Raw genomic sequence first — 23,194 nt, 5'->3', positions numbered from 1 at the left:
ATAAGGCTCAGCCCTTAAATAAAGATTAAACGGCAAGAATGCTTCACTGCCTCTCGTCTTCTCCCATCCAGACTATACTGTCGGTTGTGGAATCTCACCACATCAGCTTGCGCTCGCGGACTTGATTTAGCATTGAGAAAAAAACATTTTCCAGCTAAAAATTACCGCCGGTCGGGAATCTCACCCTGCCCTGAAGACATCATTATCATAACAAAAAAAGCCTGCCAGAGCAAGCAATTTGATTGATGTAATCAAAAATGTTTCAACATTAGTGTTCTATCAATCAGGAAAATTAACTGCTTAGATACATTCATTCCGCTACTTCAGCTTGTCCGCTTCATACTCGTGTACCAAATCTAAGCCAGCAAAATTCTGCTGGCGCAGGGCTTCATAAACAATCATACAGACTGTGTTTGAAACATTGAGGCTGCGAACATGCTGATCATTCATGGGAATACGCAGTGCCTTCTCTGGATGACGACGCATAAATTCCTCTGGCAATCCCTTGTCCTCACGACCAAACATAAAATAGTGCGAACCTTCTGCTGCAAAATTTTCCTCAGAATAGACCTTCTCTGCAAACTTAGAAATCAGATAAAGACGGCCATCCATCTGCTCCATAAAATCGTCTAAACTCTCATAATAGGTGATGTCCAGCTTATCCCAATAGTCCAGCCCAGCCCGCTTCATCTTGCGATCATCAATGGGAAAACCCATGGGCTTGATGATGTGAAGCGGTGAATTAGTCGCGGCGCAAGTACGGGCAATATTGCCGGTATTCTGCGGAATCTGAGGCTCAAAAAGAACAATATGATTTTTCATAATAAGAATATTTTTCCTAGTATTTTTCTTTAGATAAAAAAATAGCCACACTGCCCGGAGTCAAGCTCAGCAAACAGCGTGGTTAAGGCTTCATTAACTTACATCACAACAGGTTTGAGGTAAACCAATGAAGGTACTCATTTAGTATAACACTTTCAGCCTACAAGTCAATAAAAACGGCTCAAAAAATTCTAGTTTTTTTTAAATTTTCATAGGAAGACACCATTTTTGTAAAAAAATATTCGGAATTCTATAAATAACTAGACTATTCTGTATTATATAGATGAAATTTAAATGAAAAAAGAGTATGATAGATACATACTTTGGAGGAATCTAAACTTATGAAAATTATCGTTGTTGGCGGCGGGAAGGTCGGAACGGCCCTCTGTCGCTCCTTAGTGGCTGAAAAACATGATGTTATCCTAATTGAGCAGGATGAGGCTGTTCTCAACCAGATTACCAAGCGCTATGATATTATCGGTATTTCTGGCAATGGAGCCAACTTCAAAATCCTAGAACAGGCAGATGTTGGGCACTGTGACATTTTCATCTCTATGACCGAGCATGATGAGGTCAACATGGTTTCAGCGGTCCTAGCCAAGCGGATGGGGGCTAAGGAAACTATCGTCCGAGTGCGCAATCCTGAGTATTCCAACCCTTACTTTAAGGAGAAGAACATCCTGGGCTTCTCGCTAGTGGTCAATCCTGAGCTCCTAACTGCTCGCTATATTGCTAACATCATTGACTTTCCTAATGCCCTGTCAGTAGAGCACTTTGCCAATGGCCGGGTGGCACTGATGGAGTTCAAACTCAAGGAAGACAGCAATCTCTGCCAGATGAATATTTCCCAGTTCCGTAAGAAATTTGGAAATATCATTGTCTGTGCTATTGAGAGAAAAGGGCACTTGGAAATTCCTGATGGTGACTTCACTTTGGAGGCCGGGGACAAGTTCTATGTAACAGGTAACCGCCTAGACATCGTTCAATTCCACAATATGGTACGCCCTAGAGTGGTTAAGAGCCTGATGATTATCGGGGCAGGCAAGATTGCCTATTACCTGCTCAATATTCTCAAAAACAGTAAAATTGAGCTCAAAATCATTGAATCCAACCGCGAGCGGGCAAACTTTTTCAGTCAGGAATTTCCTGATCTCTATGTCGTCCATGGTGATGGTACTGCCAAGGACATCCTGCTGGAGGAACGCGCTAATAACTTTGATGCCATCGCTACCCTGACTGGTGTAGATGAAGAAAATATCATCACTTCTATGTTCCTTAATAATCTAGGTGTACAGAAAAACATCACCAAGATTAACCGGACCAGTTTGTTGGAAATCATTGATAACCAAGATTTTGCCAGCATCGTGACACCTAAAGGTATCGCTGTTGATACCATTATGCACTTTATCCGTGGTCGCTACAATGCTCAATTCTCTAACCTAGAAGCTCTGCACCATGTAGCCAATGGCCAAATTGAAACCCTGCAATTCCAAATCAAGGAAGAAAACAAGATGACTGGTATTCCTCTGTCTCAGCTTCATCTGAAGAAAGATGTCCTGATTGCGGCCATTATCCGTCAAGGCAAAGCCATCTTCCCTACCGGTGATGACGACCTGCAAGTTGGAGATAAGATTATCGTTACCACTCTGCTGCAAAATATCACGCAGATTTACGATCTGTTAGCGAGGTAGGCCCATGAATAGATCTATGATTCGCTACCTGCTGGCAAAATTACTGCTGATTGAGGCGGCACTGCTGATTGTGCCCATTATCGTAGCTCTAATCTACGGTGAGCCTTTAAAGGTCTTTCTCTCTATCGGGGCAACCATGGCCATCCTGCTAGTTTTAGGTGGCATAGGCTCTTATTTCAAGCCCAAGGACCTACATATCTACGCCAAGGAAGGTGTCCTGATTGTAGCCCTGTGCTGGATTCTCTGGTCCTTCTTCGGAGCTCTGCCCTTTGTTTTTTCCGGGCAGATTCCAGACGTTATTGATGCTTTCTTTGAGATCAGCTCCGGCTTCACCACCACGGGAGCGACTATCCTTAACGATGTCGGCGTTCTCTCCCATTCTCTGCTCTTCTGGCGCAGCTTTACTCACTTAATCGGAGGGATGGGAGTGCTGGTCTTTGCCTTAGCTATTATGGACAATGCTAAAAATGGCCACTTGGAGGTTATGAAAGCAGAGGTACCTGGACCAGTCTTTGGCAAGGTCGTGTCCAAGCTCAGGAGTACGGCTCAGATTCTTTACATCATCTATCTGGCTCTCTTTGCTATCTTTGCTCTGCTTTATTTCCTAGCGGGCATGCCGCTCTTTGACAGTCTCGTCATTGCCATGGGAACTGCTGGCACAGGAGGATTCACCGTTTATAATGACGGTATCGCCCACTATAACAGCTCGCTGATTACTTATCTAGTCAGCTTTGGAGTTTTAGCTTTCGGGGTCAACTTCAATCTCTACTATTACTTGCTGATTCGTAAGTTTAAAACTTGCTTTGAAGATGAGGAGCTCAAGGGCTATCTCTGGATTGTATTTCTTTCCACAGCCTTGATTGCCTTTAATGTCTTCCACCTCTATCAAGGCTTTGCCAAGAGCGTGGAGATTTCCTTCTTCCAGGTAGCCAATGTCATCACAACAACTGGATTTGGCTATGGCGATACAGTCAAATGGCCGCTCTTTTCTCAGGTTATCCTGCTCTTGCTCATGTGTATCGGGGGCTCAGCTGGATCAACAGCTGGGGGATTTAAGGTCATTCGGGGGATTATCATTTCCCGTATTGCTAAAAATCAGATTCTATCTACCTTATCACCTAATCGCGTCCTGACCTTGCATGTCAATGGTGCGGTCATTGACAAGGATACCCAGCACAAGGTACTGAAATACTTAGCTGTTTATATCTTGATTGTTCTAGCTCTCATTTTCATTGTCAGCTTGGATAATGATAATTTCATGACGGTTGTCAGCGGGGTTCTCTCTTGCTTCAACAATATCGGCCCCATGATTGGGACGACAGATACTTTTTCTATCTTTAGTCCTTTTTCCAAACTGCTGCTAGCCTTTGCTATGATTGGCGGTCGTTTGGAAATCTACCCGATTCTCCTGCTCTTCCTGCCTAAGACTTGGTCTAGAAGATAGGAAATATTCGGAGAATATAGATATATATAAAAGTCACACTAGATACTTATCTAGTGTGACTTTTTTCTTGAATTATTTCTTCTCAGGCTGAAATGGTCTGGTACAGAATCCTCTCCTGGCTGAGACCAGGGATGACAGCGGAGAATGCGCGCCAAGCCCATTAAAACTCCTTTAGCACCATGCTTCTGGATAGCCTCTATCATATAGTTAGAGCAGGTGGGCCGAAAGCGGCAAGATGGAGGGAAAGCAGGCGATATGAAGCGTTGATAAAAGCGGACAGGAGCAATAAGCAGTTTCTTTATCATTTCTTGGTCTTGGTTACAGCCAGTGTATGCAGCTGGCTGACTTCTTTTTTATTGAGCTTACGATACTCACCAGGCTTGAGGCCAGTTAAGTCCAAATGACCAAATCGAGTCCGTGAAAGCTTATCCACTTGCAATCCGACCGCCTGAAACATCTTCTTGACCTGATGGTTACGGCCTTCGTGGATTGTCAGCTGAACGACCGAGCGATTTTTCGCCGGATCAACCTTGATAATCTCATAAACCGCTGGCTTGGTTTTGCGCCCCTCTATCTCAATACCGCGAGTCAGAGGACGAAGAACTTCTTTATTGGCCAATCCTTTGACACGGGCCACATAGACCTTGTCAATCTCATTGCGGGGATGAATCATCTCGTCGGTAAAATCTCCGTCATTGGTCAGAATGAGAATACCAGAAGTATCCCAGTCCAAACGACCGACCGGATAAATTCGCTCCTTGACCTGAGGCAAGAGCTCCACGACCGTCTTACGTCCCTTGTCATCACTGACAGAGGAAATGACCCCGCGCGGCTTATTGAGGAGGTAATAAACCTTCTCTTCATTGTAGATAGGTTGGCCTTCTATTTCCACACGATCGCCAGACTTGACGTTTGTCGCCAGTTCTCGTACCACTTGGCCATTTATACTGACCTTCCCCTGCCTGATTAGCTCTTCTGCCTTACGACGACTGGCTATCCCAGCATGAGCGATGTATTTATTGATTCTCATCGATATCTGTCCTTTCAATAAAGAGCTGGCTTTCTTCAGCAACTAGCTCTGTTTCTTCGACAATCGGCAGCTCATCTAGGTGATTGATTCCCATATAGTCTAAGAAATAATCCGTTGTCACATAGAGATTTGGCCGACCAATGACTTCCTTTTTGCCATCTTCTCGAACCAGTTCAAAAGCTAAGAGCTTGGCCAATGCACCACTGGAATTAACCCCGCGGATGTCATCTATTTCTACCCTTGTAATCGGCTGCTTATAGGCAATGATAGATAAGGTCTCCAGTGCTGCCCGCGACAGACTTTGATTGATTGGCGCCCGTGAATAGGCCCGAAGAATCTCAGCAAACTCTGGCTTTGTGACCAGCTTGTATGTCTTTGAAGTTTCCAGCAGGGTCAGGCTAGAGTCTGGATTGGCTTCATATTGCTCAGCCAACTTCTCCAAACTCTGAATAACCCCGGTCGGCGGCAAAGATAAGATTTCTGCCAATTGATGAACCTTGAGTCCATCTTCTCCCGCCACAAAAAGCAGGGCTTCAATCTCTGCTAACTTACTCATTTCCTCTTCCTACTAAATAAATATTTCCAAAATTTTCTTCCTGAATGACTTGCACTTCCTGCACCTTGACCAATTCCAATGTCGCCAGAAAGAGAGTGATAATTTCATTCATATCCTTGGTCTCTGCAAAAATCTCCTGCAGAGCCAGACGGCTCTTACCAGCACAACGCTGACGCACCACTTCCATCATGTCCTCAATCTTGTACTCGTCTCGCACAATGGTTGTATGGCTCTTAGAAAACTCCTCTTGCTTCTTGGCTATAACCTTGGAAAAAGCCAAGAAAAGATCAATCGTTGACTTGTCATGCAGGAGCTCAGCATCCTCATAAACCAGCTCTAGCTTAGGCTTAGAATAATAAAGCGCCCGGTCATCATGCTGGAGCGACATTTTCTCACCCAAGAGCTTGAACCTGCGGTATTCCTCGATCTGGCTCAAGAGGTCTTGCTCCAAATCATCTTCCAGCTCAGCATTATCCGCCACCTTAGGCAGGAGCTTGCGGCTCTTAATCAGCATGAGCTGGCTTGCCATGACCATGTACTCGCCCGTCACTTCCAGCTTCATGGTCTGCAAAGTAGCCACATAAGCCAGATACTGCTCGATGACCTCCGTAATGGGAACATCATAAATATCCACCTGGTACTTAGATACAAGGTGGAGCAGCAGGTCCAACGGGCCTTCAAAATCTTTTAGTTTGATATCCATTTTTATCTGTATTTTTCTAGTGTAATCATGGTTTTCAAGCCCAAGTCTTGGGCAATATCATAGAGGCCAATCCCCTTCTCCCGCTGGCGCAAAATAAACTGCTCACGCAGGCTTTGGGCAGATAGACTGGCTTGTCCCTGCTCAATCAAGAAGGCCTCTAGCTGACGGAAGCCCCATTGACGAGAATAGGATTTGCCGTTTTTCTCAAATAAATATGTCCCTGTCAGATAGTCTTCTAACTCACCCGTCAGGCTCTCAGGAATCTTGATGACCCGCTTCTGACCGGCCTTTTCAATCTTCAAAACCTGAAAATCAAGATTGACATCTGCCACTCTGACCTGCAAAATCTCGCTGGGCAGCAATCCCATTTCCAAGATAAGAAGAGCCATCAGCCGCCCCCTGGGAACGCTTGATTCCTGCCAAAAAGCAGACAGATCCAGCAGTTCATTTTCCTGCTCCTTCGATATGGAAACCTTGGGCAGGACCAAGCGGTGGAACTCCTCAATAAGCTGCTGCTGATAAAGGAAGTAAAGAAATTGATTGACTGCTGAGAGTTTCCGCTTCTGAACAGCTGCCTTAAAATCCTTGATGGAGGCCTGATAAATCCGCAGATTGGTCTCGGTAATCCGGCCATGTACTTCCTCGATAAACTGCTCCAAATCATAAGAATAGGCAATTTTAGAATTTTCTGAGATGTTTTTTTGATTTAAAAACGGTCTAATGTATTCTTTCATTTTTTGCGAATTTCGTACTTCTTGCTAAAGCCGTGCAACAAAGAATTGACAGCTTTCAAAATGGACTTTCTAGTAATAATTCCGTAAAAATGCTGATCCTCGCCCACAACCGGCAGGAATGACTCGTCGACCAGCTTATGAAGTACATCTGATACAGTATAATCTGGCCCAACTGTCAAGTCGTCCATTTTAGTCATGTGGACGATATCGGTCATCATGAATTCCTCTTCTGGCAAATCATGGCGCATGCGATAGGACATGATGTCGGTCAGGGAAATCGTACCAACAAACTTTTTATCTGCTGTCACGACTGGTACACGTGAGTATGTCATCTGGCTCAATAGTAGGATAGCATGATCCACATTGTGGGTGTCAATCATAACCGCCAAATTTTCCCCAGGCGTCAAAAAAGTTTCTTCATGTTCCAGCAGATAGTCTTCAAATTCCTTAGCAATCATCGGCTAAACTCCTTGGACAAGCTTGGATAAAGTTCATGATTTCGCGTATAGAAATCAACTTTAAAGCGGTCATCATCAATCTCTACCTTAGCGTAGAGACGTTCGTTGATCAGGCCGCGTGGCTGGCTGATGGAGCCCGGATTCAGAAAGAGCGTTTTGCCCTCCATTCGAGCATCTGGGATATGCAGGTGACCATAAAGGCAGATGTCTGCATTAACCTCTTGCGCCCACAAATCCAGCTTTTGAAAAGAAAAGTTGATATGGAAGAGATGCCCGTGAGTCTGGGCAATAATGGTCCCCGCCAAATCTGTCACCAATCGTTCTGGATAGCCGTCGTAAAAGTCCATATTCCCTGCAACAACCTGAATCCCTTGCCATACCTCATCATCAGAAGGAAGCTCAGAGTCTCCGTTATGGAAAATCGCATCTACTTTTCCTATATAATGATTCCTAATCTCTTCAACAATAGCACGGTCGCCATGAGAATCACTCATGACTATAATAGTTTGCTTTGCCATGCTGGAAATACCTCCACTAATTTCTTAACTGCCTGAGCCCGGTGAGATTGCGCATTCTTTTCTTCCATCGTCAGCTCGGCAGACGTTTTTCCTGTTTCTCCCACTAAGAACAAGGGATCATAGCCAAATCCATTTTCCCCTTTTGGCTCATGGGCTATGTAGCCCGGCCAATCCGCTTCAACTACCAGAGACTCCCTGTTAGGACTAGCCACCACTAGGGTCGTATGAAAATGGGCAGAGCGGTCCTTGATATCAAACACCATAGCCAACTCATGCAGGAGCTTGATGTTGTTTTCATCATCTGTCGCGCCTACTCCAGAGAAGCGAGCCGACCAGACTCCTGGCAAGCCGCCTAAAACATCAACCTGCAGACCTGAGTCGTCAGCTAGCACCATTTTACCGGTCAGCTTACTGATTGTCTCTGCCTTGAGCCGCGCATTTTCCTCAAAGGTGGTTCCAGTCTCTTGCACTTCTGGCAAATCAGGATAATCATTGAGATTTTCAACCTTATAGCCCAGCTTCTCAAAGAGTTTGCGAAACTCTGCTGTCTTTCCTTCGTTGCGAGTCGCAATCAAGATGGTATCTCCGACAGCCATCTCAGACTCCTGACCCTGACCAAAAAAGTCGGTCATCTTAACCCCATCCTTGGACAGGAAGAAGACCTTGCGCAGCAAGTCCTTTTCTGTAATTAGAATAGCCCCCTTATGACTGGTCGCCTTAAACTCTCGCTCCTGACGGTCGTTAATCATATTGAGAACAAACTGGATATAGGACATGGGCGAGCCGTATTTGACCACAACTGTGGTAAAGGCATTGTATTCTTCATCCAAATCCCGCTCAATCAGCTCGCTCAACTCTGCATCTATATGCTCCAAGAGCCTGTAGGGGATGTCGTTGAAATGATAGCCAGCCTTGCGAAAGCGGGTCCATTCTCCGATATACCAATTGTTCTCGTCAATGTATTCATAAATTTTATTTGTCATAAGCTTACATGCTCCACATTCACTTTCAGACCCAGCCAGCTTTCGGCAATCTCCGAAAAGCTCTTAGCATTGGCAGTTGTGTAAAATTGGTGATTGAGCTCCTGTTTTTCCCGGCTGCGGTTGATTTCAAAGTAATTGAGCAGGACAGAAATATCCCGTACGCACTCTGCCCCGCTGTCAATCAGCTTCACATTTGGTCCCATCCTATTTTGAATAATAGGCCGGAGCAAGGGATAGTGGGTACAGCCTAAGACCAGAGTATCTACCCGGCCAACCAGAGGCTGCAGGGTTTCATAGACAACTTTTTTGGTAAGACTGGAATGGAGTTCATTGGACTCTACCAAAGGTACAAACTTAGGACAGGCCAAACTTTCCACCTGCATTTCCGGCGAGAGCGCTTCAATCTTCTGACGATAAATATCAGAAGAAACAGTCATTGGCGTTCCAATAACACCGATGCGGCCACTGGCAGTTGACTTAATAGCTGCACTAGCCCCCGGCAGAATCACGCCCAGTACTGGAATATCCAGCTTTTCCTTCACTTCTTCCCAGACAACAGCAGTCGCTGTATTGCAGGCAATGACAATCATCTTAACATCCTTGGTCAGGAGAAAGTTAACCAATTGCCAAGTATAAGCGCGAATCTGCTCAGCAGGCCTAGGACCGTAAGGAGCCCGCGCTGAATCTCCGATATAAATGACCTCTTCGTGGGGGAGCTGCCGCATGAGCTCACGGACTACAGTCAAACCGCCCACTCCTGAGTCTAAAAAACCGATTGGTCGATTATCCATAAGGTCTTCTTTCTAAAACAAGGGACTGGAAGCCGATTCCAAATCCCCATTTTTTTATAGATTTTCTCTACTGGTATTAAAAGCCAGTCACTAGAAAATTATTTTTTCTTTTTGCTCTTAGCAAGCGCAGCTTTCTGCTGGCTGATAATTTGACGGTAGACTTGCTGCACTTTCGCTTCATTTGGCCGTTGACCGCTTGCGCTAAGCAAGGTCCGAACTGCTTCTACATTCAGACGTGGATTTTCTGCAAATTCCTTCTCCACTTGCCGACGAAGCAGATACATACCCAAGATCACGCCTCCAGCAAATGCCGCTAAAATCAAGATAATCTCTAAAAATACATTCATATCAAGAACTCCTCTATTTCAATTTTTACATTGCTCTTCATTATATCAAATTTTCTTTATTTTTCAAAATCAAAGCCATACAGTGTCGCAAAATAATCTTCTGGTTTTTCTGCCCGACGAATCATGCGAACATTGCCATCTTGTTCCAAGAGAATTTCGCTGGAGCGGAGCTTGGCATTGTACTGATAACCCATAGAAAAACCATGAGCACCCGTATCGTGAATCACTAGTGTATCGCCAATTTGACTGACGGGCAGCGAGCGATTAATGGCGAATTTATCGTTATTCTCACAGAGACTGCCGACAACATCCACAATCTCTGTCTCATCCTCAGGTCGATCTATATTGGTAATGTGGTGATAAGAACCGTACATAGCTGGACGCAGCAGATTGACTGCAGAAGCATCCACTCCCAGATAGGTTCGGTAGGTCTGCTTCTTATGGGTAACTTTAGTGACAAGTAAGCCATAAGGTGCCAACATAAAGCGGCCCAGCTCCGTATAAATCTTTACCTGTCCCAGACCAGCAGGCGTCAGAATAGCTTCATAGGCCTGACGAACTCCTTGACCGATGACCGCAATGTCATTTTCCTCACCTTCAGGCTGATAATTAATGCCGACACCACCAGAGAGATTGATAAAGTCCAACTCAACTCCTGTCTCAGCCACTACTTCCACAGCCAGCTCAAAAAGCTGGCGAGCTAGTTCGGGATAGTAGTCATTACTGACAGTATTAGAGGCCAAGAGGGCATGAATCCCAAACTTCTCAGCTCCCAAATCCTTGAGCTCTTTGAAAGCTTGAATCAGCTGGTCCTTAGTCATACCAAACTTGGCTTCTTCAGGATTATCCATAATGCTGGTTCCCAGCTCAAAGACACCGCCAGGGTTGTAACGGCAGGAAATGACCTTGGGAATACCAGCAGCTTCCTTTAGAAAAGCTACATCTTCATAGGCATCCAGATTGATAGTCGCTCCAAGGTCACGCGCAAACTGAAATTCCTCAGCTGGTGTGTTATTGGACGAAAACATGATATCCTGTCCAGCAAAGCCCAGCTTTTGGCTCATGAGCAGCTCAACGTAGCTAGCACAGTCCACTCCACAGCCTTCTTCTTTGAGGATTTTTAAAATAGCAGGATTGGGAGTAGCCTTGACAGCAAAATACTCTTTAAAGCCTAGATTCCAAGAAAAGGCCTTATGCAAGGCACGCGCTCTTTCCCGAATTCCCTTCTCATCATAAAGATGGAAAGGTGTTGGAAACTGCGACGTAATCTCAGCTAGCTTTTCACGACTGACAAAAGGAGTTTTCATACTATTCTCGCTTTCTATTTGCTGGGTTTATTATACCATAAATCCATAGGAGAAACAAAAAGCACTGGAGCAAACGTCCAATGCTTTAGTCTTATTTAGCTTAGTTATTTGTTTCTTCCAAAAATACGCAGCAAGCTGAGGAAGAGATTAATGAAGTCCAGATATAGGTGCAGAGCCAGCGAAATTGCCCATCCATTTCCTGGATTGCCATTGGTCTGCTCATAGACGTAGCGGATCTTCTGATTGTCCCAAGCGATGAGTCCTGAGAAAATAAGGACACCAACGATACTGATGATAAAGTCCAAGCCACTGCTTCTCAAGAAGATATTAAGGACGCTAGCAGCGATAATACCAATCAAACCGGCCATACAAGCTCTGCCCATTCCAGAAAGATCCTTCTTGGTCACCTTGCCGATGAAGCCCATGGCAAAGAACATAACGGTCGTTGTCAGAAAGGCTAAGAGAACAGTTGACTGAAGATACAGCGCCATGATAATACTTAAGGTAAAACCATTGATGGCTGAATAAGCTAAAAACATAGGCAACGCCGCTGGGCTATTGCTCCGAGCAGTTCCAGATGCTACCAACACAAGGATAAACTCAACTGCAATAGCTGCATAGAAAATCCAAGTGGAGCCTGTCAGAACAGAGATAATAATGTCCTGAAAGAAATTCAGCATCAAGAGAGAGACGATTGCTGAGATTCCAATACCGACTCCAACGATAGAATAAATCTTGGCATAGAAAGAATTAATATCTGATTGATCTTGAATAATAGAATGATTCATAGTTACTCCTTTTATAATTAAACATTTACGGTTTCAGCATCTTTCGATGAAAGAGCTTGCGATTACCGCCCTTGCGTCTCCAAGGTGCCGTCGCTTCTTTGACGGCCCAATACTTGTCCACCATCGTCACAACGAATGATTCTTTGTAGCGAGGCGGTGCCAAAGTCAGGCCCCACATATGCTTGACGATAATGTCCTCTTCGACTTTATTAAGCTTGGTAATCTTACGAGCATTGCGAACTGCCAGCCTCGGATGAACCCAAGCATGACTCTTCTTAAACTTGGTCACACGCCAGTCATAGTAGAATAAGTCATGAAGTAAGGCACCGCGTGCCGTGCTGCGGGCATTCCAGCCAAATTTTTTGGCAATTCTGTAACTAGTATAACTCACATTGATGGAATGTTCAAGTCTATTGGAATGAATATGATGGGGAATTTCTTTCAGGCGCTGCACACTAGGCATTTCAATCAGGTGCCCAACATAGGCCATAAATTCCTCGTCCTTTTTGTAAGGCATAGAATCACCTCCCTTGCCAACTATTATATCTCTTTTTCTGATTTTTAGCTTAAATGAAAGATTAAAATACCAGCAGCGACAGCAACATTAAGACTTTCTGCCTGCCCCTTCATGGAAATATGGACCAGAATATCAGCTGCTGCCGTCATTTCTGGACTAATTCCCTGACCTTCATTGCCCATGATTAGGGCAAAGCTCTCTTTGCTGTCCACCTTTCTGTAATCGATAGATATTGACGACAAGGTCGACGCTAGAATTGGCAGGCGGGAAGAACGAGCCAGCCTAATAAAATCAGCTGTATCCATCCGATAAACTGGCAGGTGAAAATGACTCCCCTGCATAGAGCGCAGCGTTTTTAGGCTATAGATATCTGCCGACAAACGAGAGATGAAGACTCCATCAAAACCAGCTGCATCAGCTGTCCGAATGATGGTACCGACATTACCTGGATCCTGAACGTCCTCCAAGAAAAGATAGCGTCCACTTAACTCCAATGGTATTTCTTTCCTTTCAAAAGCCACTTCCGCGACAATGCCCTGTGGCGTCTTACTATCAGCTAAATCTGCTAAAATCTCCGAACTGACAAAGATTACCTGAGAAAAATCAGCTAATCGCTCTGCGTATTCCGCTAAAGCAAAAATCCGAATCAGCTCTGCCCCGCTGCTGACAGCTTCCTCAAATAAATGCCAGCCCTCGATCAAATAAGAATCCTTGCGGTATTTTTTGTGATGAAGTTTTTTAGCTTTTTTTACCACATTATTGGCTTTTGAGGTTATAATATTCATAAGAACATTATACCACAATTTAGCAGACTTGCACTCATACTGAGGGCTTAAATCCCCTCGGTCCGCTCACTAAAGGAGGACGCCATGCAGAAAGTAAAAATGATAGCCCAAGGACGAGTACAAGGGGTCGGATTCCGCTGGGGAGTTTATTCTCTAGCGCTGGAAATCGGAGGTATTACCGGCCGGGTCTGGAACAATGATGACGGTACTGTTGGCATTCTGGCTCAGGCTGATGACCCAGCTCTGATGGCCAAATTTATCCAAGAAATCCGCAAGGGACCGACACCTTTTTCTAAGGTCAGCTATTTGGATGTGACCATGGCTAATTTTGACTCCTATCCTGACTTTAAAATTTCAAATTAGGTCTGCAGAACTATTGTATATTTTGCAAAAAAACAGTAGAATAGATAGGTATTATTTTTTAGAAACAAAGGATATGAACTCGTGAAACATTTCAAACGCTTTTTATTCTCCGGTATGGGACTGGCTGCGCTTCTTTTCCTGTCTGGCTGTGTGGGTCGCGACAAGGCCGGTAATCCTTCTGGTCTGATCTGGGATGTGATTGGTCAGCCTATGGCGGATGGTATCCAATTCTTTGCCAAGAATTCAGGTCTGGGTTATGGTCTGGCGATTATCATCGTTACGCTCATCGTGCGGATTATCATTCTGCCGCTGGGAATCTATCAGTCTTGGAAGGCAACGCTTCAGTCTGAAAAGATGAACTACTTCAAGCCAATTTTTGCCCCAATCCAAGAGCGAATCAAAAATGCTGAGACTCAGGAAGAGAAAATGCAGGCTCAGCAAGAACTGATGGCTGCTCAAAAAGAGAATGGACTCAGCATGTTTGGCGGTATAGGCTGTCTGCCTCTGCTTATCCAAATGCCTTTCTTCTCAGCCCTCTTCTTTGCCGCTCAGTATACTCAAGGAGTTGCAGGCAGTTCCTTCCTCTGGATTAAAGACCTGGCCAAAAGCGACTTGGCTTTGACTGCCATTGTCGGTATCCTCTACTATATCCAGTCGGTGCTCTCTCTGCATGGTATTGAAGATGAAACTCAAAGAAACAGCATGAAACAGGCTTCTTATATGAGCCCTATCATGATTGTTGGTTTCTCTTTCTTCTCCCCTGCCGCAGTCACTCTCTACTGGGTAGTCGGTGGATTTATCCAAATCATCCAGCAATTTATCATCAACTACATCATCCGACCTCGCCTGAGAAAACAGGTGGCAGAGGAATTTGAAAAAAATCCTCCTAAAGGCTTGAAAAAAGCGAGTCGAGCTAAAGATGTTACTCCAAAAGCTCAGCAGGCTATTGAGCAAAAGAACAAAAAGAAAAAGAACCGCAATGCTGGTAAGCAACGGTCAAGATAAAGAAAAATTCTTCTAGCTAACACTAGAAGATTTTTTTTAATCTCGAGTAAGAATCGGCGTAACCGATACCAAAAACTCAGCAAAGAAAGCAATAACTGATGAACGAGGTGACGCTATCATAGTAAAACGGTAAAGCCAATCAAGCCTTTCTTATATGAAACCCAAATCCTGCCCTTAAAAATCCGCACCAGACTTTCTGCCATGGATAGGCCAATCCCGTAGCCAGGCTGCTTCTGATTGTGCGATTCGTCTTCGCGATAGAAACGATCAAAGAAACGGCTGTAATCAACATTTTTACCGTCCGCGTAACTATTGGCTACCGTCAAACGAGCTCGTTTCCCACGCTTGGCCTTGGTCAGGGTGACAAAAATTTGCCCATCTTCATCACAATACTTGCAGGCATTGTCAATCAGGATACTAACCAATTCATAAAGTTCATCTTCAGTTGCCTTGACATGAATGTCTTCCTGCAGCTTGATCTCGTACTTCTTGCCTGCCTTCTCGATGACAGACTTGAAGTTTCCTGCTACTTTTTTGACAACTTCTGAGAAATTCACATCTACCAAGGTAACATCTGGCTGCTCTTCCAGACGGGCCAGAACGACCATTTGATTGATTAGGTTGCTGAGCCGCTTGACCTGGTCCTTGGTGCTTTCTGTCCATTCATTTTCGCCAGTCATCAGTTCTTGCAGCTCCGTATTGGCTGAGATGATGGCCAATGGCGTCTTCAGTTCATGTCCAGCATTGGTAATGAAACGCTTTTGGTTTTCGTAGTTTTTGATATAGGGACGGATGGCAAAGTTGGAAAATCCAGACACGACTAAGACAAAGAAAATAAAGCTATAGAAGCACAACTGGATAGACAGCCAGAAAAAGTCATTGCGGCTTTCGAGATAATTAGTCGAATCTAAGACCACCAGTAAATAGCGCTTACTCTTGGAATCCTGCGTTATCTGGTAGGAATAAAATTGACTGCCTACCTTAAAAACCCCACTGCTGCGGCTGTTCTTAATCACTTTGTTAGCGTAGCTAAGCGCCTGCTCCTTAGATAGATTGGAAAGATGGTCTAAGTTGGTGGAGTAAAGTGTTTTGTCTTCCTTATAGACCACGCTGAAATAGCGGTATTGGTAGATCGTGTCAATGGTGATACGGTCGTTTTGCAAGCTCTCTGCTGTTTCTTCTACGCTGGGAAAATCTCCATTATTGGCAGATAGAATATTGAGAACGGCTTGGATTTCTCCGTTGGTCTGCAGAAAGCGAACGGAGTTTAAGACAGCAATCATGGTCAGCAAAATACAAACAATTGCCGCCGAAGCCAGCAGAATGAACCGAATTTTAAGCTTCCGAAACATGGCTATCTCCTTCCAGCGGCACCAGAGTGAAATTGCCGCCTTCCTCACCCAAGATAGCAAGGTCAGCATGAATAGCCTTCAGCTTCTGACGCAAATAGGAAATATAAATCCAGACGAAGCCTTCGTCCAAATCCTCATCCTCGTCTTTGGACCAAACATGACGGAAGATTTCCTGAGTGGAAAGACTCTTCTGGACATTAAGCATAAGAAATTCCATCATTTTAGATTCCTTGCCGGCTAGTCGAATAGAGTTGGAGCTAATGAGCTCATGTTCTCCGACATTGAGGCTGGTTTGGCCAATCTGCAGCAAATTGGGGGTGAACGTCGCTACCCGTCTGGACATAGAGCGCAGGCGAGCCAGAAGCTCTTTCAGAGAGAAGGGCTTGGTCAGATAATCATCTGCACCGGCATCCAGCCCTGTGACCTTGTCATCCACCTCTGACATAGCTGTCAGCATGATGACGTGGGTCGTATTGCCGGTTTGGCGGATTTCTTTCAGCGCTTCAATGCCTGTCTTGACCGGCATCATGATATCCAGAATCATCAAATCATAGGCATTTTCCTTGGCCAAGTCCACAGCCTCCTGCCCATCAAAGGCTGTATCAACCTGATAGCCTTCATGGGTCATCGCTGTTTCCAAGACACGAGACAGCTGCTGCTCATCTTCAGCTAATAAAATCTTCATCATCTCACTCACTTTCTCGAATCAAATTGCGGATGGTCTGCATGGTCACATCACAGGAAGCCAGCTCATCTGCACAGCGTTTCAGCTCGCGGACAATCCGCTTGCTGTCTTTAATCTCATGCTTGTACTTCATCTGATGCTCTAAGCTGGCCCAAGAATCCATAGCAATGGTCCGAAGCTGGATTTCTACAAAATAGCGGCCGGGATTTTGACCATGACAGTCCTCATAAGGAGTCTCCACCTCTAATATCAAGTGGTAGGAGCGATACCCATTAGGCTTGGCAGCTCGGATATAGTCCTTTTCCAGAACAATCTCACAGCCCTCTAGCTGACGAAGCACCTCAATAGTCTGATAGATGTCCTCAATAAAACCGCAAACAATCCGAATCCCAATCGCATCACGAATTTCTTTCAGGGCAGACTCTGGCGCCCTAGGCAAATTCTTGCGTTGACATTTCTCTTCCATACTGGCTGCCTGCTTGACCCGTGCATTAAAATGCTCAAAAAGCTTCTGCCCCGTTTCCTGCTTGACTCGATCATTAGCCTCTTGAATACGCTGACTAAGAGCTTCTAAAATCTTGGGCAGGTAGACGCCGTATTCCCCATAAATATCTTGCTCTTGCATACAGTTCTCCTACTTTTCTAGCTTATTCTCATTATAGCATAAGCATCTGTCTTTTCTCTATTTTTCCCCTGCTCTTCTTATCTAGCCTACACTCTCTGTCTTAAAAGAAACGAAAAAAGAACCAGTCTTCTAGCCAGTTCCTTTTGGTATTTATTAAACGGTTTTTTCAACCTTGAGAATTTTAACGTCGTAGCTACCAACCGGTGTTTCGACTGTTGCAGTATCGCCTGTTTTCTTGCCAATTAGAGCTTGACCAATCGGGCTTTCATTGGATACCTTGCCTGCGAAAGCATCTGCACCAGCAGAACCAACGATAATGTAGACTTCCTCTTCGCTTTCACCTACTTCTTGAATGGTAACTGTTTTGCCGATGGCTACCTCGTCCTTGGCTACAGCGTCACTGTTTACAATCTCAGCGTAGCGGATCTTGGTTTCCAGACTAGAAATCTGTCCTTCCACAAAAGCCTGTTCGTCCTTTGCAGCTTCGTATTCACTGTTTTCTGACAAATCGCCGTATGAGCGGGCAATCTTGATACGTTCTACCACTTCTGGACGACGCACCAATTTCAATTCTTCTAATTCTTTTTCTAGTTTTTCCTTTTCCTCTAGGGTCATAGGATAAGTTTTTTCAGCCATTTTTTCTCTTTTCTTTTATTTTCTTTTATTTTAAAACTAAAACAAGAGGCTGAGACAAATCTGTATCAGTCCCTTTTTTATATAGCAGGACTGAGAAAGCTAGAACTAAATGCACTAGCTTTCTCTCGTCTGCAATGACAGCAGTCTAATTAGAACTGCTGCTGGATTGAGTGAGCTTGCTATTGACATGCTCCTCAACATTTTTGGCGTGTTCCTCATAAGTATTGGCGAAGTAAACAGCGCCTGTTTCAACATTTGCCACAAAGTAGAGGTAGTCCGTCTTACTTGGGTTAATAGTAGCTTCCAAAGATGACAGGCTCGGACTATCAACTGGCCCAGGCATAAGCCCTTCTTTTTTATAGACATTGAAAGGCGAGTCAATATTGGTATCAATCTCAGCGTCCTCTTTCAGAGTCGTTTTCTTTCCTAGCTTGCCTTGAGCATAAAGGATAGCGATATTACTCTGAAGTGGCATCGCTTGATTGAGACGATTGTAAAATACACTGGCAATATCTTTACGGTCCTGGTCTGTCGAACCTTCTTTTTCCACCAGAGAAGCAAGAGTCAGAACTTCATTAACCGTCAAGTTCTTTGATTCAATAGTAGAGTAGTAAGAAGACAGATTGGTATTCATTGCGCCCAACATCTGGTCAATCAAGCTTTCCAGATCCGCATCCTCACCATAGTTATAAGTGGCAGGGAAGAGGTAACCTTCTAAGCGGTACTTGACTCCACTGTCCTTGCTTGGCAATGTGCCCAGCAGCTGTGGATATTTAGCCGCCATCTTGGAAATGAAAGCTTCATCCTGCGCCTTAGCTAGGAAATCGTCCTTACTAAAAGGTGTCTTACTAGTCTTTTTGGAAGTTGCAGCTGCATTAACCGTCACAGCCTCTGCAATCTGCTCCAGTGTATATCCTTCAGGAATAGTAACCTTACCAACAACTGGTGGTTGCGGCGTTTCTGTTCCACCTTCCTGAAGCTGCCGAGCAATGGTATCTAGATCCATACTCTTCTGGAGATTGTAATAGCCGGACTGGTAATTGTTAAAGCTTTTAATCTTAGAATAGAGACTAAAAACTTGGGCATTTTTAATCAGCCCCTTTTTCTCGAGGATTTCCCCAATTTGCTTAGAGCTTGAGCCTTCTGGCACTTCAACCGTCACATACTCTGTTGCGTTTGCATCAACAGGTTTAAGAGCTGAAGATACATAAGTGTAGCCGACAACTCCTGTGACCACAAGTCCCAGCAGGACAATCAGCAGAACCGTTGTCATAATCCTGCGGGCTAAGGTGTTTTGACGTTTTTTCTTGACCGTGTTGTTGGCCCGATTCGCCCGAGATAGGACCTCATTGGGCTTCTTATCTTCCTCATCCACTCGGCCATAGACCTGAGGGTGAGCCTTTTCATTCTCTGCAACCTTGTAGGAGACATCTACCGAAGCCGGTCTAGCTTCAAAGTCCTCCGTAGCTGCTGTTTCTTTTGCAGAAGCAGCGTCCGCTTCTGATTGGCTAGTTGAAGAGGGTGTTTGTTCTTCCTTTTCTCCAGCTAAGTCTTTCAAAATCTGCTCTTTAAAGCTCAGATTCTTCTCTTTGTCTTGTGATTTTTCAGTCAAAAATTTGACCTCCTTCATCATAATCCCTAACATTATATCTTAAAAGTCAGATAAATGCAATAAGAGTAGGATTTTCTAGCTTATTATTGATTTTTTTGCAGTTTGAGACTAGGATTTTCCCAGACCATATCAAACCAAGTAGCGCCTGCGTAAGTTGATTTTGACAAACCTTCATTTACAAAGGCATGCTTCTCGTAGTAAGCGGTGAGGTAGTCGTGGCAGGTCAGATTGATGCCGTGGCGTTCATCTGCTATAGCAATCTCTTTCATAGCTTCCAATAGCTTGCGGCCGACCCCCATCCCCTGAGCATCCTTCGAGATAGAAAGGCTGGTCAGAGAGATAAAGCCACCGTCCAGATGACCATAATCTTCAATCTCCTCTGTAAAGGAAATATCCTTTAAATAACGTTCTGGACGGACAGGTCCCTCCAGATAACCCAGAATTTTACCCTCCTTTTCTGCCACCAAAAAAGTCGAAGATAGGGTTTGGATATGAGCTGCTAGACTTTTGCGGCTAACAGCCTCTTCTGGACTGAAATTTTCCAATTCGATAGCATAAATGGCATCTAAGTCAGCCATTTGAGCTTGACGGATAATCATCACTTCTCCTTAAAATTGGGATTTTCCCACACCATATCAGACCAAACAGCCCCACCATGAGTTGAGTCAGAAATCCCTTCGTGGACGAAACCATTCATCTCATAATAAGGTATCAGCTCATCATGACAAGTTAGGCTAATGCCCTGTCGATTTTGCTGAACAGCTGTCTCCTTGAAAGCTGCAAGCAACAAGGTTCCGACTCCCTGCCTCTGAAAATCCGGATGGACGGACAGACTTTGGACAGCAATGAAGCCACCTTCTGGAGGATTAGCACCCACCTTGCTAAAGAGATCATCTGTCAGATATCGCGTCTGAATAGCTGGTCCAACAATATAGCCCGCCAGCTGACCATGCAGCTCTGCTAGCAAAAAAGTATCAGCAATCTGCTCAATCCGCTCTTTGAGAACTTCTGCACCGGCCGCTTCTGCTGCTGGAAAATTCAGCTGCTCAATTGCAAGAATTTCTTCCCAGTCGCTCAAGTCGGCCTGTCTGATTCGAATCGGTGCTTCCATCAAGTCTCCTCCTACTGAACGTTGCTAGTCAGATTGGACAGGAGACGTTCAAAGGAATATTCATAGGTCTGGATGTCACCAGCTCCCATAAAGACATAAACGGCATTATCGTGGTCAAGAAGCGGAGAAACATTATCCACGTCAATAACCTTGGCCCGCTTCACAATCTTTTCAGCCAGATCTTCAACCTTGACATCGCCCTTGTCCACCTCACGCGCAGATCCGTAAATCTGAGCTAGATAGACTGAGTCAGCCTGATTGAGAGCTTCCGCAAATTCGTCCAAGAGAGCAATGGTCCGAGTGAAGGTATGCGGTTGGAAAATTGCCACGATTTCCTTGCTTGGATACTTCTGACGTGCTGCATCCAGAGTCGCAATAATTTCCGTCGGATGGTGAGCAAAGTCATCAATAATAACTGTTTCGTTAACAATCTTTTCAGTAAAGCGGCGCTTAACTCCACCAAAGGTCTTGAGGTGCTCCCGAACTAGATTCAAATCAAGACCTGCAGTATACAAGAGACCGATTACTGCAGTCGCATTCATAATGTTGTGGCGGCCAAAGCTTGGAATCTGGAACTCACCCAGCTCTTGCCCGCGGAAAGAAACTTTAAAGCCTGAACCGCTGGTAGATCGCAAGAGATCGTGAGCGACAAAGTCATTGCCCTCTTCCTTGAAGCCATAGTAGTAAATCGGAGCCTTGGATGTAATCCGGCGCAGCTGCTCATCTTCTCCATAAATGAAGAGTCCTTTGGTAATCTGCTTGGCATAGTCATTGAAAGCATTAAAGACATCTTCCAGACTCGTGAAATAATCCGGATGGTCAAAGTCGATATTGGTAATGATCGAATATTCTGGATGATAAGGCATGAAATGACGCTCGTACTCGTCCGACTCAAAGACAAAGTACTTGGCATTGGCAGAACCGCGGCCAGTACCGTCACCAATTAGATAGCTAGTATCCGTGATATTGGACAGAACATGGGAGAGAATACCCGTTGTAGAGGTCTTCCCGTGGGCACCAGCCACTCCCAAGCTGACAAAGTCACGCATAAAGCCACCTAAAAACTCATGGTAGCGTTTATAGCTGATGCCGTTTGCGTCTGCATAGGCAATTTCTACATTGTTATCTGGACGAAAGGCATTACCGGCAATGATTTCGAAGTCTGGCTGGATATTCTTTTCATCAAAAGGCAGGATGGAAATGCCAGCCTGCTCCAGACCGCGCTGAGTGAAATAATATTTATCAACATCACTGCCCTGAACCTTATGGCCCATCTGGTGCAGCATCAAAGCCAAAGCGCTCATACCAGAGCCCTTAATCCCGATAAAATGATAGGTTTTCGTCATGATTACTCCTTAAGATACAAGGCCATAAAAGCAAGTCCAAAGAGGAAAATCTCCGCAGATCCTCATCAGCCCGCAAGGATTTCCTTTCTTTACAAACTTTTAGGCACCACCAAAACACCAAAGAAGCCGGACCAATCAGTAAGTCCCAGCTTCTAGCATCGGTCTTCTTCAACCGATGATGGATGTTATATGCAGATAGATTTTACATTTACATAATCAAACAGCAATTTCCTTTATACACCAGAAAATTGCAGGCAGAAAAGGATCAAGCAAGCCAGCTTTATTCGCTGTCCAAGCCTGTCAAATTCAGCTCTTGAGCCTTGGAATGTTTCAACTGCTCCTCCTTAGCCCTATCCTGATTATAGATCTGACTGGTTTTTAAAAAATCATAATTGTTCTTCTTAGGCTTTTCTTCCGGCTCCTGTGGCTGAGGGCTGCTATACTCAGGCTGAATATCTGCCAAAATATAGTTTTCCTGCCGAAGCCTGTCGCCAAACTTCGTAAATTCGCCCGATGTACTCTTTTGAAAAGGGGCTGTTGGCTTCGGTCTTTCCGTATTAGAAGCTGTCGGAAGCTTTCTGTTGCGGACCTTAGTCGGAAGGTCGCTGGTCAGATAAGACGCTGAGCGCTTTTTTTTCAAATCTGCCCGAGCTTCCTCGCGTGCCTGCTCAGCATAACGAATGGCCGGATCTTTCTTATCAATCGGCTTTTTAAAATCTTTGAAAGCAGACTGCTTTTGCAGCGGTCTTCTGATAGCCTGACTGGCAGCGATGGGAGCATGCCTGCTGGAGTCCACGATCGGCATCCATTCCAAATAATTACGGTCTGTATAGTCTCCGGTAATGTTGCTAATGAGATCCAGTTCGTCATAAAGATTCATATGCGGCATTTCTGTCAGCATGATTTCATCATCTGACACCAGAGGAAATTGTTTATCAGTCATATCTTTTTCCTTTCAACCCTTCATTATTATAAACTATTCAGG

General features: G+C 44.7%; 28 protein-coding genes and 1 riboswitch. Of the genes, 4 read left to right on the top strand and 24 right to left on the bottom strand.

From position 1 onward, the window contains the following. Nucleotides 1-51 precede the first annotated feature (51 nt). A riboswitch (FMN riboswitch) is annotated at nucleotides 52-202 on the bottom strand. A 116-nt stretch (nucleotides 203-318) separates the two neighbouring features. Next, a complete protein-coding gene (locus tag RWX26_RS01580; protein ID WP_009659168.1) occupies nucleotides 319-822 on the bottom strand; it encodes a tRNA (cytidine(34)-2'-O)-methyltransferase in 504 nt (167 codons plus the stop codon). A gap of 341 nt (nucleotides 823-1,163) precedes the next feature. On the opposite strand from RWX26_RS01580, the gene trkA reads away from it, so the two are divergent. Further along, entirely contained in the window at nucleotides 1,164-2,513 is a 1,350-nt protein-coding gene (gene trkA, locus RWX26_RS01575; RefSeq protein WP_002931386.1) for a Trk system potassium transporter TrkA, read from the top strand. A 4-nt stretch (nucleotides 2,514-2,517) separates the two neighbouring features. After that, nucleotides 2,518-3,957: a TrkH family potassium uptake protein gene (locus RWX26_RS01570; protein ID WP_002931387.1), complete on the top strand. Its 1,440-nt coding sequence runs from the start codon at nucleotides 2,518-2,520 to the stop codon at nucleotides 3,955-3,957. A 50-nt stretch (nucleotides 3,958-4,007) separates the two neighbouring features. Here the strand turns inward: RWX26_RS01570 and yidD are convergent, their stop codons facing one another. The 14 genes from yidD to RWX26_RS01500 form a co-directional block, all read right to left on the bottom strand. Further along, nucleotides 4,008-4,262 (bottom strand): membrane protein insertion efficiency factor YidD, encoded by a 255-nt coding sequence (yidD, locus tag RWX26_RS01565; protein WP_080560800.1) that lies wholly within the window; start codon nucleotides 4,260-4,262, stop codon nucleotides 4,008-4,010. Continuing rightward, the gene (locus tag RWX26_RS01560) at nucleotides 4,259-4,987 is read right to left on the bottom strand and encodes a pseudouridine synthase (protein ID WP_002931389.1); all 729 of its coding nucleotides are present in this window, start codon (nucleotides 4,985-4,987) and stop codon (nucleotides 4,259-4,261) included. Before RWX26_RS01560 ends, yidD begins: the two co-directional genes overlap by 4 nt. Then, nucleotides 4,974-5,543 (bottom strand): SMC-Scp complex subunit ScpB, encoded by a 570-nt coding sequence (gene scpB / locus RWX26_RS01555; RefSeq protein WP_002894610.1) that lies wholly within the window; start codon nucleotides 5,541-5,543, stop codon nucleotides 4,974-4,976. The genes RWX26_RS01560 and scpB overlap by 14 nt, the downstream gene beginning before the upstream one ends. Then, entirely contained in the window at nucleotides 5,536-6,246 is a 711-nt protein-coding gene (locus tag RWX26_RS01550; protein WP_002931394.1) for a segregation/condensation protein A, read from the bottom strand. Before RWX26_RS01550 ends, scpB begins: the two co-directional genes overlap by 8 nt. 2 nt (nucleotides 6,247-6,248) lie before the next feature. After that, a complete protein-coding gene (xerD, locus tag RWX26_RS01545) occupies nucleotides 6,249-6,980 on the bottom strand; it encodes a site-specific tyrosine recombinase XerD (protein ID WP_002894607.1) in 732 nt (243 codons plus the stop codon). Then, nucleotides 6,977-7,438: a cyclic-di-AMP-binding protein CbpB gene (cbpB, locus tag RWX26_RS01540; protein ID WP_002894606.1), complete on the bottom strand. Its 462-nt coding sequence runs from the start codon at nucleotides 7,436-7,438 to the stop codon at nucleotides 6,977-6,979. Before cbpB ends, xerD begins: the two co-directional genes overlap by 4 nt. Further along, a complete protein-coding gene (locus tag RWX26_RS01535) occupies nucleotides 7,435-7,956 on the bottom strand; it encodes a metallophosphoesterase (protein WP_002923538.1) in 522 nt (173 codons plus the stop codon). The genes cbpB and RWX26_RS01535 overlap by 4 nt, the downstream gene beginning before the upstream one ends. Continuing rightward, entirely contained in the window at nucleotides 7,935-8,939 is a 1,005-nt protein-coding gene (locus tag RWX26_RS01530; RefSeq protein WP_314578501.1) for a nucleoside-triphosphate diphosphatase, read from the bottom strand. Before RWX26_RS01530 ends, RWX26_RS01535 begins: the two co-directional genes overlap by 22 nt. Further along, complete coding sequence (racE, locus tag RWX26_RS01525) at nucleotides 8,936-9,730, bottom strand: glutamate racemase (protein WP_002931399.1); 795 nt, start codon at nucleotides 9,728-9,730, stop codon at nucleotides 8,936-8,938. Before racE ends, RWX26_RS01530 begins: the two co-directional genes overlap by 4 nt. Nucleotides 9,731-9,828: 98 nt before the next feature. Further along, nucleotides 9,829-10,077, bottom strand: coding sequence for a YneF family protein (locus RWX26_RS01520; protein WP_002918462.1), 249 nt, complete (start codon nucleotides 10,075-10,077; stop codon nucleotides 9,829-9,831). A 56-nt stretch (nucleotides 10,078-10,133) separates the two neighbouring features. Continuing rightward, nucleotides 10,134-11,384 carry a diaminopimelate decarboxylase gene (locus RWX26_RS01515; protein WP_314578495.1) on the bottom strand — a complete coding sequence of 417 codons (1,251 nt, stop codon included), beginning with the start codon at nucleotides 11,382-11,384 and terminating at the stop codon, nucleotides 10,134-10,136. A gap of 104 nt (nucleotides 11,385-11,488) precedes the next feature. Further along, on the bottom strand, nucleotides 11,489-12,172 hold the full coding sequence (locus tag RWX26_RS01510) for a Bax inhibitor-1/YccA family protein (RefSeq protein ID WP_002899730.1): 684 nt from the start codon (nucleotides 12,170-12,172) through the stop codon (nucleotides 11,489-11,491). Between the two features lie 25 nt (nucleotides 12,173-12,197). After that, complete coding sequence (locus RWX26_RS01505; protein WP_125380073.1) at nucleotides 12,198-12,689, bottom strand: HD domain-containing protein; 492 nt, start codon at nucleotides 12,687-12,689, stop codon at nucleotides 12,198-12,200. 44 nt (nucleotides 12,690-12,733) lie between these two features. After that, nucleotides 12,734-13,474, bottom strand: coding sequence for an RNA methyltransferase (locus tag RWX26_RS01500; protein WP_314578491.1), 741 nt, complete (start codon nucleotides 13,472-13,474; stop codon nucleotides 12,734-12,736). Nucleotides 13,475-13,558: 84 nt separating this feature from the next. On the opposite strand from RWX26_RS01500, the gene RWX26_RS01495 reads away from it, so the two are divergent. Beyond that, complete coding sequence (locus tag RWX26_RS01495; RefSeq protein WP_002897016.1) at nucleotides 13,559-13,837, top strand: acylphosphatase; 279 nt, start codon at nucleotides 13,559-13,561, stop codon at nucleotides 13,835-13,837. Between the two features lie 81 nt (nucleotides 13,838-13,918). Beyond that, nucleotides 13,919-14,842: a membrane protein insertase YidC gene (yidC, locus tag RWX26_RS01490; protein WP_023916600.1), complete on the top strand. Its 924-nt coding sequence runs from the start codon at nucleotides 13,919-13,921 to the stop codon at nucleotides 14,840-14,842. A gap of 116 nt (nucleotides 14,843-14,958) precedes the next feature. Here yidC and RWX26_RS01485 read toward each other — a convergent pair whose 3' ends face one another. From RWX26_RS01485 to RWX26_RS01445, 9 genes are all read right to left on the bottom strand, one after another. After that, a complete protein-coding gene (locus tag RWX26_RS01485) occupies nucleotides 14,959-16,194 on the bottom strand; it encodes a cell wall metabolism sensor histidine kinase WalK (protein WP_009659138.1) in 1,236 nt (411 codons plus the stop codon). After that, nucleotides 16,178-16,879: a response regulator transcription factor gene (locus RWX26_RS01480; RefSeq protein WP_314578815.1), complete on the bottom strand. Its 702-nt coding sequence runs from the start codon at nucleotides 16,877-16,879 to the stop codon at nucleotides 16,178-16,180. The genes RWX26_RS01485 and RWX26_RS01480 overlap by 17 nt, the downstream gene beginning before the upstream one ends. A gap of 4 nt (nucleotides 16,880-16,883) precedes the next feature. Then, nucleotides 16,884-17,504: a GTP pyrophosphokinase family protein gene (locus tag RWX26_RS01475; protein ID WP_314578481.1), complete on the bottom strand. Its 621-nt coding sequence runs from the start codon at nucleotides 17,502-17,504 to the stop codon at nucleotides 16,884-16,886. Between the two features lie 153 nt (nucleotides 17,505-17,657). Next, complete coding sequence (greA, locus tag RWX26_RS01470; RefSeq protein WP_002894584.1) at nucleotides 17,658-18,140, bottom strand: transcription elongation factor GreA; 483 nt, start codon at nucleotides 18,138-18,140, stop codon at nucleotides 17,658-17,660. Between the two features lie 145 nt (nucleotides 18,141-18,285). After that, nucleotides 18,286-19,785, bottom strand: coding sequence for an endolytic transglycosylase MltG (mltG, locus tag RWX26_RS01465; protein WP_314578479.1), 1,500 nt, complete (start codon nucleotides 19,783-19,785; stop codon nucleotides 18,286-18,288). Between the two features lie 50 nt (nucleotides 19,786-19,835). Then, nucleotides 19,836-20,351 carry a GNAT family N-acetyltransferase gene (locus tag RWX26_RS01460; RefSeq protein WP_314578478.1) on the bottom strand — a complete coding sequence of 172 codons (516 nt, stop codon included), beginning with the start codon at nucleotides 20,349-20,351 and terminating at the stop codon, nucleotides 19,836-19,838. Next, on the bottom strand, nucleotides 20,351-20,863 hold the full coding sequence (locus RWX26_RS01455) for a GNAT family N-acetyltransferase (RefSeq protein ID WP_314578476.1): 513 nt from the start codon (nucleotides 20,861-20,863) through the stop codon (nucleotides 20,351-20,353). The genes RWX26_RS01460 and RWX26_RS01455 overlap by 1 nt, the downstream gene beginning before the upstream one ends. An 11-nt stretch (nucleotides 20,864-20,874) precedes the next feature. Further along, a complete protein-coding gene (murC, locus tag RWX26_RS01450) occupies nucleotides 20,875-22,209 on the bottom strand; it encodes a UDP-N-acetylmuramate--L-alanine ligase (RefSeq protein WP_002894577.1) in 1,335 nt (444 codons plus the stop codon). A gap of 280 nt (nucleotides 22,210-22,489) precedes the next feature. Continuing rightward, nucleotides 22,490-23,152, bottom strand: a complete 663-nt coding sequence (locus RWX26_RS01445) for a hypothetical protein (protein ID WP_004193197.1) — start codon at nucleotides 23,150-23,152, stop codon at nucleotides 22,490-22,492. Between the last annotated feature and the right edge of the window lie 42 nt (nucleotides 23,153-23,194).

Origin of the sequence: uncultured Streptococcus sp. (genome assembly GCF_963536705.1) — a bacterium.
In the GTDB taxonomy this organism is placed as follows: domain Bacteria; phylum Bacillota; class Bacilli; order Lactobacillales; family Streptococcaceae; genus Streptococcus.
The sequence above is the reverse complement of the archived record's forward strand: the minus strand, read 5'-3'. Positions and strand labels throughout refer to the sequence as shown.

What these genes read in the sequence shown, in the direction of transcription:
- RWX26_RS01580 (WP_009659168.1), bottom strand. Translation starts at nt 822, where the DNA reads ATGAAAAATCATATTGTTCTTTTTGAGCCTCAGATTCCGCAGAATACC.
- trkA (WP_002931386.1), top strand. Translation starts at nt 1,164, where the DNA reads ATGAAAATTATCGTTGTTGGCGGCGGGAAGGTCGGAACGGCCCTCTGT.
- RWX26_RS01570 (WP_002931387.1), top strand. Translation starts at nt 2,518, where the DNA reads ATGAATAGATCTATGATTCGCTACCTGCTGGCAAAATTACTGCTGATT.
- yidD (WP_080560800.1), bottom strand. Translation starts at nt 4,262, where the DNA reads ATGATAAAGAAACTGCTTATTGCTCCTGTCCGCTTTTATCAACGCTTC.
- RWX26_RS01560 (WP_002931389.1), bottom strand. Translation starts at nt 4,987, where the DNA reads ATGAGAATCAATAAATACATCGCTCATGCTGGGATAGCCAGTCGTCGT.
- scpB (WP_002894610.1), bottom strand. Translation starts at nt 5,543, where the DNA reads ATGAGTAAGTTAGCAGAGATTGAAGCCCTGCTTTTTGTGGCGGGAGAA.
- RWX26_RS01550 (WP_002931394.1), bottom strand. Translation starts at nt 6,246, where the DNA reads ATGGATATCAAACTAAAAGATTTTGAAGGCCCGTTGGACCTGCTGCTC.
- xerD (WP_002894607.1), bottom strand. Translation starts at nt 6,980, where the DNA reads ATGAAAGAATACATTAGACCGTTTTTAAATCAAAAAAACATCTCAGAA.
- cbpB (WP_002894606.1), bottom strand. Translation starts at nt 7,438, where the DNA reads ATGATTGCTAAGGAATTTGAAGACTATCTGCTGGAACATGAAGAAACT.
- RWX26_RS01535 (WP_002923538.1), bottom strand. Translation starts at nt 7,956, where the DNA reads ATGGCAAAGCAAACTATTATAGTCATGAGTGATTCTCATGGCGACCGT.
- RWX26_RS01530 (WP_314578501.1), bottom strand. Translation starts at nt 8,939, where the DNA reads ATGACAAATAAAATTTATGAATACATTGACGAGAACAATTGGTATATC.
- racE (WP_002931399.1), bottom strand. Translation starts at nt 9,730, where the DNA reads ATGGATAATCGACCAATCGGTTTTTTAGACTCAGGAGTGGGCGGTTTG.
- RWX26_RS01520 (WP_002918462.1), bottom strand. Translation starts at nt 10,077, where the DNA reads ATGAATGTATTTTTAGAGATTATCTTGATTTTAGCGGCATTTGCTGGA.
- RWX26_RS01515 (WP_314578495.1), bottom strand. Translation starts at nt 11,384, where the DNA reads ATGAAAACTCCTTTTGTCAGTCGTGAAAAGCTAGCTGAGATTACGTCG.
- RWX26_RS01510 (WP_002899730.1), bottom strand. Translation starts at nt 12,172, where the DNA reads ATGAATCATTCTATTATTCAAGATCAATCAGATATTAATTCTTTCTAT.
- RWX26_RS01505 (WP_125380073.1), bottom strand. Translation starts at nt 12,689, where the DNA reads ATGCCTTACAAAAAGGACGAGGAATTTATGGCCTATGTTGGGCACCTG.
- RWX26_RS01500 (WP_314578491.1), bottom strand. Translation starts at nt 13,474, where the DNA reads ATGAATATTATAACCTCAAAAGCCAATAATGTGGTAAAAAAAGCTAAA.
- RWX26_RS01495 (WP_002897016.1), top strand. Translation starts at nt 13,559, where the DNA reads ATGCAGAAAGTAAAAATGATAGCCCAAGGACGAGTACAAGGGGTCGGA.
- RWX26_RS01485 (WP_009659138.1), bottom strand. Translation starts at nt 16,194, where the DNA reads ATGTTTCGGAAGCTTAAAATTCGGTTCATTCTGCTGGCTTCGGCGGCA.
- RWX26_RS01480 (WP_314578815.1), bottom strand. Translation starts at nt 16,879, where the DNA reads ATGAAGATTTTATTAGCTGAAGATGAGCAGCAGCTGTCTCGTGTCTTG.
- RWX26_RS01475 (WP_314578481.1), bottom strand. Translation starts at nt 17,504, where the DNA reads ATGCAAGAGCAAGATATTTATGGGGAATACGGCGTCTACCTGCCCAAG.
- greA (WP_002894584.1), bottom strand. Translation starts at nt 18,140, where the DNA reads ATGGCTGAAAAAACTTATCCTATGACCCTAGAGGAAAAGGAAAAACTA.
- mltG (WP_314578479.1), bottom strand. Translation starts at nt 19,785, where the DNA reads ATGTTAGGGATTATGATGAAGGAGGTCAAATTTTTGACTGAAAAATCA.
- RWX26_RS01460 (WP_314578478.1), bottom strand. Translation starts at nt 20,351, where the DNA reads ATGATTATCCGTCAAGCTCAAATGGCTGACTTAGATGCCATTTATGCT.
- RWX26_RS01455 (WP_314578476.1), bottom strand. Translation starts at nt 20,863, where the DNA reads ATGGAAGCACCGATTCGAATCAGACAGGCCGACTTGAGCGACTGGGAA.
- murC (WP_002894577.1), bottom strand. Translation starts at nt 22,209, where the DNA reads ATGACGAAAACCTATCATTTTATCGGGATTAAGGGCTCTGGTATGAGC.
- RWX26_RS01445 (WP_004193197.1), bottom strand. Translation starts at nt 23,152, where the DNA reads ATGACTGATAAACAATTTCCTCTGGTGTCAGATGATGAAATCATGCTG.